Raw genomic sequence first — 281 nt, 5'->3', positions numbered from 1 at the left:
ATGATCAAGATGATTCACGCAAAATAAGAAAAAATAAGAAAAGTGAAGAAGTAAAACCAAAGAAAGAAACGAAAGCAATACAAGCAGAGAAAGAAAGTAAAAAACCAGAGTTAAAGAAAGAAACGAAAGCAATACAAGCAGAGAAAGAAAGTAAAAAACCAGAGTCAAAAAAAGAAACGAAAGCAATACAAGCAGAGAAAGAAAGTAAAAAACCAGAGTCAAAAAAAGAAACGAAAGCAATACAAGCAGAGAAAGAAAGTAAAAAACCAGAGTCAGAAAAA

General features: G+C 30.6%; 1 pseudogene. It reads left to right on the top strand.

Going from position 1 to position 281, the window contains the following annotated elements:
- A pseudogene (locus MR143_RS33760) lies at positions 1-281 on the top strand (BC_2427 family protein); the annotation flags it as partial.

The organism is Bacillus cereus group sp. BfR-BA-01347 (assembly GCF_022663835.1).
Classification (GTDB): Bacteria; Bacillota; Bacilli; order Bacillales; family Bacillaceae_G; genus Bacillus_A; species Bacillus_A thuringiensis_K.
This window is presented reverse-complemented; position numbering and strand designations above follow the sequence as displayed.